Here is a 6,453-nt window from a genome sequence, read left to right as displayed (position 1 = left end):
CCCCCCGCGCCCCCCGTACCCGCGCGTCGGGTCAGACGCGCTCGACCGGGATCCACAGCTCCGCGTCCGCCCGTTCGCGGTCCTCCGACAGCCGCGTGCTCACGATCTCCGGGCCCGGCCTGGTGCGGTACGGGTTGGACGGGAACCACTGCGTGAACACGTCCCGCCACACGTACTGGAGCGCCACCGGGAACGCGCCCGAGCTCTCGAAGACCGCCCAGGTGCCCGCCGGGACGTCGAGCGACTCCGTTCCCTCGCCCTCCGCCACGGCGTCCGCGCCCGGCGCCGCCCCCGTCACGACGCCCTGCCAGTAGTCGAGCTCCGAGCCCTCCTCGTGCCCGGCCGCGTTGTCCGCCGCGGTCACGATGCCGCGCGGCTCCTGGTCGCTGAGGGGGACCAGGCGGTCCATCGCCTCGGCGGGGATGGAGCGGACGAACGCGACGATCGCGGGGTTCAGCCCCTCGTGGACGAGGGGGACGCGGGCCTTCCTGCCCACCAGCCGGAACGACTCCTTCTCCGTGATCCTGTACCGCATGCTGCTTCTCCCTTCGACAATGAGGCGGAAGGACATCCGTGGCTGGGAGTGCAGGGGCGCGCCGCCGGCCCTGGCCTCGTGGGGGCCCACGCCGTGCATCGCGCGGAACGCGCGGGCGAACGACTCGCCCGAGCCGTACCCGTGGTGCAGCGCCACGTCGAGCAGCGTCATCCGCCCCGCGAGGACCTCGGCGCCCGCGACCGTCAGCCGCCGGCGCCGGATGTACTCGGACAACGGCATGCCCGCGAGCGCCGAGAACAGCCGCCTGAAGTGGTACTCCGACGTCAGCGTGATCCGCGCGAGCTCCGCCGCGTCGACGCGCCGGTCGAGGTTCCGCTCGATGTGGTCCATGGCCTGGTTCAGCCTTTCCAGCACTCCCGGCCTCCTTCCTTCACCGCTTCTCACGCTAGGGAAGGACCACCCTCCCCGACCCGACATCCCGTGCCCGCTCCTGTCGCCCCGCGCGCCGCGGCCGTGTGACCGGTGGGGCGGTTGAGTGGTGGGGCCGACTGGGGAAGAGTGACCCGCGACGTTGCCAACGCGGGAAAGCACCACAAGGAGTCACACCTCATGCGTCTGATGCGCATCGGCGAGGCGGGCCGGGAACGGCCCGTGCTCGTGTCCGGCGACGGCCGGCACCACCACGACCTGCGGTCCGTCACCGCCGACATCGACGGCGCGTTCCTGGCCGCGCTCGCCGAGGACCCCGGCCTGCTCCCCGACCCCTCGTCGCTGCCGGAGACGAGCATCGAGGGGGAACGGGTCGGGCCGCCGGTCGCCCGCCCCTCCGCCGTCCTGTGCATCGGCCAGAACTACACCGCGCACGCCGCCGAGTCCGGCGCCGAGCCGCCGACCGTGCCGATCCTCTTCTACAAGTCGCCCAACACGGTCGTCGGCCCGACCGACGACGTCCTCATCCCGCGCGGCTCGACCAGGACCGACTGGGAGGTGGAGCTCGGCGTCGTCATAGGGCGCAGGGCCCGTTACCTCGCCTCGCCCGAGGAGGCCCTCGCGCATGTCGCGGGGTTCGTCGTCAGCAACGACGTCTCGGAACGGGCCTACCAGCTCGACGAGTCCGGCGGCCAGTGGTCGAAGGGCAAGAGCTGCGAGACGTTCAACCCGCTCGGCCCGGCACTGGTCACCGCCGACGAGGTGGGCGACCCGCAGGACCTGCGGCTGCGGTCCTGGGTCAACGGCGAGGTCCGGCAGGACTCCACCACCGCGGACATGATCTTCGGCATCGCCGAGATCGTGCACCACCTCTCCCAGTACCTCGTCCTCGAACCGGGCGACCTCATCAACACCGGCACGCCCGAGGGCGTGGCGCTCTCGGGCCGGTTCCCCTATCTGGTCCCGGGCGACGTGGTGGAGGTCGAGGTCGCCGGGCTCGGCCGCCAGCGGTCCGTCTTCCGCCCCGCACCCTGAGCCCCGGCCGGGCCGCGCCTGAACTGCCGTTCCCCGACGCACCCTTCCGGGTGGCGCGCGTCGCCGCGCCACCCGGATAAGTTGGCGCCATGGCAGAGCACCATGTGATCCGCGTCCGGTTCGAGGGAGGACCACGCGACGGCCGGGCCGTCGATGTCCTGATCACCGGCCAGGTGCCGCTGCCGCTGATGCTGGCGGCGCGGCAGACGGCCGGAATGTACGAGCTGCGGTCCACCGAGGGCCGAGGCACCCGCTACGCCTGGATCGACGACCTTCCCGCCCGGAGCAGCTAGCGGCGGCGACCGGCGCCCGGAGACCCGCGCCCGGCGCCCGGCGCCCGGCGCCCGGTGGCCTCAGCGGTCGAACTCCCGGAGGAACGCGGCCAGGCCCGGCAGGTCGTCGGTGTTCAGGTGGTCCACGTCCGCGGCGACCAGCTCCCGCCAGACCGCGTCGCGCTCCGGTCCCGCGAGGTCGGGCGTCGCCCAGAAACGCACCCGCTGCCCGGCGGCGTGCGCGGCGCCGGTGATGTCCCGGAGCAGCTGACGCTCGGCGGCGGGCATGGGTCCGGTGCCGAGCCAGGTGAAGCTCTGGGTCCAGTTGGAGCTGATGAGCGGGATGAACGAGGCGGGAGCGGCCGTGCCCAGGTCCTCCAGCCGCCCGTCGTAGAACGCGTGCCGGACGGCCTCCTGCTCCATCGGCACCCGCGCCGCGCGGTCGCCCGAGATCACCGCGGTGACGGCGCCCTCGTGCACCCGGCCGCGGGCCGCGGTGGTGAGGATGCGGCTGTGGCGGCGCAGCTCGGCGGAGAGCGCGCGGTAGGTGGCGTCGCCGGTGTTCTTGATGTCGACGAGCAGCTGCAACGAGCCCCGGTGGCCGCGGTGGACGCGGCCGCCGTTGGCGCGGATCCGCCGGTGGAGCGGCGCCAGGTAGAGCGACTCCAGGGTGCGGGCGGGGTCGAGGTCCACCTCGTCATGGGCGACGAGCAGCTGCCCGTCCACCAGCCAGATGTCGGCCTCGACGCTGGTGAAGCCGTGGTCCAGCGCGTCGAGCAGCGGCCGATCGTGCTCGTAGTCGTTGTGCGCGTGGGCCCGGCGCAGGGGCTTCGGGCCCCGGCCGCGTCCGGTGGTGGCGGCGGTGGCGGTGGCGGGCGCGGCCACCGCCCCGGCGAGCGCTGCGGTGAAGGCGGCCGCGGCCCCGATGGCACGACGGCGGCTCGGAAACGTCACGATGACTCCCGGGACGGAGACGGATTGGAGCGGGACGCGAGTGAGTATCCGGGGAGAAAGGGAGCAATCGGCAGGCCCGGACGGAGATTTCTCCGACCGGTCACCGGCCCTTTCCCCAACGCACGTGTGGTACGCGGCATATGGGTCGAATATGCATCTGGAGCGGCTGGCGTGTTATCTCGCCGGGGGCGTCCCTCCCGGCGCCTCGCCCTCCCGCGCCCATCCCGGGTGCCGGGACCCGCGCCCGCCGGAGCGGTCGGAGGCCGTCACGCTCCCCGGGACGCTGTACTTCGCGACCGAGTCGGCCGTCTGGACCGGGGGGCGCGCGTTCTACGACCCGAACGCGCCCGGGGAGACGCCCGCTCACGCACATCTGCTCACGGTCGATCAGTTCTCGGACATCGCCGCGCAGGAGATGGGACGGGTGCCGGGCCGCGACCCGGGCGTGGACCTGGACCTGCCCGGGGTGGTGCGAACCGGCCGCGCCCGCCTGGGCCCGGGCCGCTACGAGACGCTGGTCTGCGCGGGCAGCCGGGACGGCCTGCCGGTGCTGACGTTCACCGCGCCCTGGCGCAGCGTCTCCGTGCCCTGGAACGCCCCGGCCGCCGCATACCTGCGCCACCTGGGAACGGGGCTGATCGCGGCGCACGGCTGGGACGCGGCCACGGCCGCCGGTTACCTCGCCTCGCGCCCCGGCGCGCGGGGGCACTGGGACCCGGCGGCGGTGCGCGACCTGCTGCGCGCGCCGGAGGTTCCGGCGGTGTCCGCCGACCTCAGGCGGTCTCCTCCGCGTGGCCTCTGATCTGGTCGGCGGTCAGCACGTAGCCGGTGTCCTCGTCGGTGACCGACCGGGCGAAGACCATGCCGAAGACCTGCCCGTCCGTGGTGAGCAGCGGCCCTCCCGAGTTCCCCGGGCGGACCAGGGAGCGCACCACGTAGATGTCCCGGGTGACCGCGCTGTCGCCCTCGATGTCCCGTCCCTGGGCGGGGGTCCTGCCCGCGACCGTGGCTGCCCGCAGGTCGAGCGGGCCGTCCTCCGGGTAGCCCGCGACGACCGCCGGGTCGCCCCGGCCCGCGTCCCCGGCCAGCGGGAGCGAGGGCGCGTCGAGGCCCGGCACGTCGAGCACGGCCACGTCCATGCCGGGGTCGAAGAGGATCACCGTCGCCTCCAGCCGCCGCCCGGCCCCGCCGACCTGCACCGCCGTCACGTCGGCGCCGTCCACGACGTGCGCGTTGGTCATGACCCGCTCCTCGGCGAAGACGAAGCCGCTGCCCTCCTGCCCCGAGAGGCCCGCGCTCGCGGTGACCTTGACCGTGCTGTTCTGCGCGGCGGCGACGGCGGCCTCGGTGACGTTGTCCCCGGAGGGCTCGGGGACCTCGGCGGTCGGGTCGTTCTCGAAGGGGTTGAACACCTGCGGGAAGCCGGCGTCGTTCAACACGCCGGTGGCCCGGTTGAACCAGGTGGGTGCCTGCGCGGGCATCCCGTCCTGCACGGCCCCGAGCAGCCGCGAGCCCTGCACCGCGCGGTTCAGCTCGGGGGAGGGCGTCGGGGTCAGCGCGCTGGCGGCTATCCAGGCGACGAGCAGGATCGCGACGCCGTTGAACAGCGAGCCGCCCACGCCGTCGAGCCAGCGCGCGGGCGCCCAGCGCACGCCGTCGCGCAGATGGACGGCCAGGGGCCAGGCGAGCGCCTGTCCGACGGCGGCCGGGACGAGGACCACGAGCAGCGCCACGATGGCGGCCGTGGCGGACCCCGCCTCCAGCCGGTCCACGAAGAACGGCAGCAGCCAGACCCCGAGCGCGGCCCCGCCGACGAAGCCGACCAGGGAGACGACCCCCGCGATCAGTCCCCGCTGGAACCCGGAGACGGCCGCGGCGAGCACCGCGACCACCAGCAGCAGGTCCAGCAGGTTCACCCGCGCCCCCCTCGGGTCTGTGCACGTCCGGTCTGTGGAACGAGGCGGGCGGCGGCCCGGTTCCCCGGACGGCCCTCAGTCCTGGTCGAACAGAGGTCCTGTCCAGGTCAGGCCCAGATCGCCCCCGGCGATCGCGAAGAGACCGCAGAGCATGAGCGCGGCGCCCGCCAGCGCGATGTCCTTCAGGAAGTGGAGCATCTCGTTCTGCCGGACACCAGGGTCGGTCTCCTTCCAGAACGGGTGCACCGTCAGCGCGGTCGGGATGAGGAAGACCACCAGCAGCAGCGCGCCGAGGTCGGCCCAGACGCCGAGCAGCACGCTGAGCGCGCCGACCAGCATCAGGACCCCCGAGCCGAAGACCACCGCCTCCGGCGCGGGGACGCCCTTGCTCCTGGCGTACCCGGCCATGGCCTTGGTCTGGGTGAGATGGCCCATCGCGGAGTTCAGGAAGATGAGGACGAAGAGGATCCGCCCGATGAGTACCAGGATGTCCATGGCGACGCCTCCAGGGGCGACAGATGGTTGAATCGGGTACTACCTGTGTGGTGCCCCGGGCCGCTCCCGCCCACTCGCCACCCGACGTCACCGCTCGGTGCCCTGCGGCTGACCCCACTGTGCTCCCGCCTCCCGGCCCCGGCAACCGGAGCGTTCACCCCGCGTGACCCGCACGCGGGGCTCCCCGGCCCTTGACTTCATGTTTGGTTGAGGTTGAACCCTGGCCTGTGGCGGTGACGACCGAGGAAGAGCGGGAGTGTGAGCGGGATGCGGCAGATCGTGGTGACCGGGTTCGGGGGACCCGAGGTGCTGGTGGTGCGGAACGTGCCCGAGCCGGTGGCGGGCGAGGGGCAGGTGGTGATCGCGGCCGAGGCCGTGGACACGCTCTTCGTCGAGACCCAGATCCGGCGCGGGCACGCGCCGCAGTGGTTCCCCGTCGAGCCGCCGTTCGTTCCGGGCGGGGGCGTCGCCGGGCGGGTGGTGTCCGTGGGCGCGGGCGTCGACCCGGGCTGGCGGGGGCGGCCCGTCGTCACCACGGATGTGGTCGGCGGCGCCTACGCGGAACGGGTCCTCGCGCGGGCCGCGGGACTCGCCGCCGTGCCCGACGGGGTCCGCGTCACCGACGCGGCGGCGCTGGCGCACGACGGCGTGACCGCCATGGCGCTCCACGGCCCGATGCGCCCCCGCCCCGGGGAGTGGACGCTGATCACCGCCGCGGCCGGGGGGATGGGCGTGCTGCTGGTCCAGCTGGCCCACGCCGCCGGGGCGCGCGTGATCGCCGCGGCGCGCGGGGAGCGGAAGGGGGAACTGCTGCGCGGGCTCGGTGCCGAGGTCGCGGTCGACTACTCCCTGCCGG

8 protein-coding genes are annotated in these 6,453 nt (G+C 74.0%); 4 read left to right on the top strand and 4 right to left on the bottom strand.

Annotated elements, in window-relative coordinates:
• Positions 1 to 31: 31 nt before the first annotated feature.
• Positions 32 to 910, bottom strand: a complete 879-nt coding sequence (locus ADY01_RS31010) for an AraC family transcriptional regulator (RefSeq protein ID WP_049580045.1) — start codon at positions 908 to 910, stop codon at positions 32 to 34.
• A gap of 195 nt (positions 911 to 1,105) precedes the next feature.
• On the opposite strand from ADY01_RS31010, the gene ADY01_RS31005 reads away from it, so the two are divergent.
• Together ADY01_RS31005 and ADY01_RS31000 are read left to right on the top strand one after the other, a co-directional pair.
• Positions 1,106 to 1,960, top strand: a complete 855-nt coding sequence (locus tag ADY01_RS31005; RefSeq protein WP_049580044.1) for a fumarylacetoacetate hydrolase family protein — start codon at positions 1,106 to 1,108, stop codon at positions 1,958 to 1,960.
• An 89-nt stretch (positions 1,961 to 2,049) separates the two neighbouring features.
• Entirely contained in the window at positions 2,050 to 2,253 is a 204-nt protein-coding gene (locus tag ADY01_RS31000) for a hypothetical protein (RefSeq protein WP_049580043.1), read from the top strand.
• Positions 2,254 to 2,313: 60 nt separating this feature from the next.
• Here the strand turns inward: ADY01_RS31000 and ADY01_RS30995 are convergent, their stop codons facing one another.
• The gene (locus ADY01_RS30995; RefSeq protein WP_049580042.1) at positions 2,314 to 3,186 is read right to left on the bottom strand and encodes a phosphatidylinositol-specific phospholipase C/glycerophosphodiester phosphodiesterase family protein; all 873 of its coding nucleotides are present in this window, start codon (positions 3,184 to 3,186) and stop codon (positions 2,314 to 2,316) included.
• A gap of 151 nt (positions 3,187 to 3,337) precedes the next feature.
• On the opposite strand from ADY01_RS30995, the gene ADY01_RS30990 reads away from it, so the two are divergent.
• Positions 3,338 to 3,988 (top strand): hypothetical protein, encoded by a 651-nt coding sequence (locus ADY01_RS30990; RefSeq protein WP_049580041.1) that lies wholly within the window; start codon positions 3,338 to 3,340, stop codon positions 3,986 to 3,988.
• Here the strand turns inward: ADY01_RS30990 and ADY01_RS30985 are convergent.
• Together ADY01_RS30985 and ADY01_RS30980 are read right to left on the bottom strand one after the other, a co-directional pair.
• Positions 3,960 to 5,102, bottom strand: a complete 1,143-nt coding sequence (locus ADY01_RS30985; protein WP_049580040.1) for a MarP family serine protease — start codon at positions 5,100 to 5,102, stop codon at positions 3,960 to 3,962. The genes ADY01_RS30990 and ADY01_RS30985 overlap by 29 nt on opposite strands.
• 75 nt (positions 5,103 to 5,177) lie before the next feature.
• The gene (locus ADY01_RS30980; RefSeq protein WP_049580039.1) at positions 5,178 to 5,597 is read right to left on the bottom strand and encodes a DoxX family protein; all 420 of its coding nucleotides are present in this window, start codon (positions 5,595 to 5,597) and stop codon (positions 5,178 to 5,180) included.
• A 267-nt stretch (positions 5,598 to 5,864) separates the two neighbouring features.
• On the opposite strand from ADY01_RS30980, the gene ADY01_RS30975 reads away from it, so the two are divergent.
• Positions 5,865 to 6,453: zinc-binding dehydrogenase (locus tag ADY01_RS30975; RefSeq protein WP_049580038.1), on the top strand; the 589-nt coding region annotated here is incomplete at its 3' end.

The organism is Streptomyces sp. SBT349, assembly GCF_001083795.1.
In the GTDB taxonomy this organism is placed as follows: Bacteria; Actinomycetota; Actinomycetes; order Streptomycetales; family Streptomycetaceae; genus Streptomyces.
This window is presented reverse-complemented; position numbering and strand designations above follow the sequence as displayed.

What these genes read in the sequence shown, in the direction of transcription:
- ADY01_RS31005 (WP_049580044.1), top strand. Translation starts at nt 1,106, where the DNA reads ATGCGTCTGATGCGCATCGGCGAGGCGGGCCGGGAACGGCCCGTGCTC.
- ADY01_RS31000 (WP_049580043.1), top strand. Translation starts at nt 2,050, where the DNA reads ATGGCAGAGCACCATGTGATCCGCGTCCGGTTCGAGGGAGGACCACGC.
- ADY01_RS30990 (WP_049580041.1), top strand. Translation starts at nt 3,338, where the DNA reads ATGCATCTGGAGCGGCTGGCGTGTTATCTCGCCGGGGGCGTCCCTCCC.
- ADY01_RS30980 (WP_049580039.1), bottom strand. Translation starts at nt 5,597, where the DNA reads ATGGACATCCTGGTACTCATCGGGCGGATCCTCTTCGTCCTCATCTTC.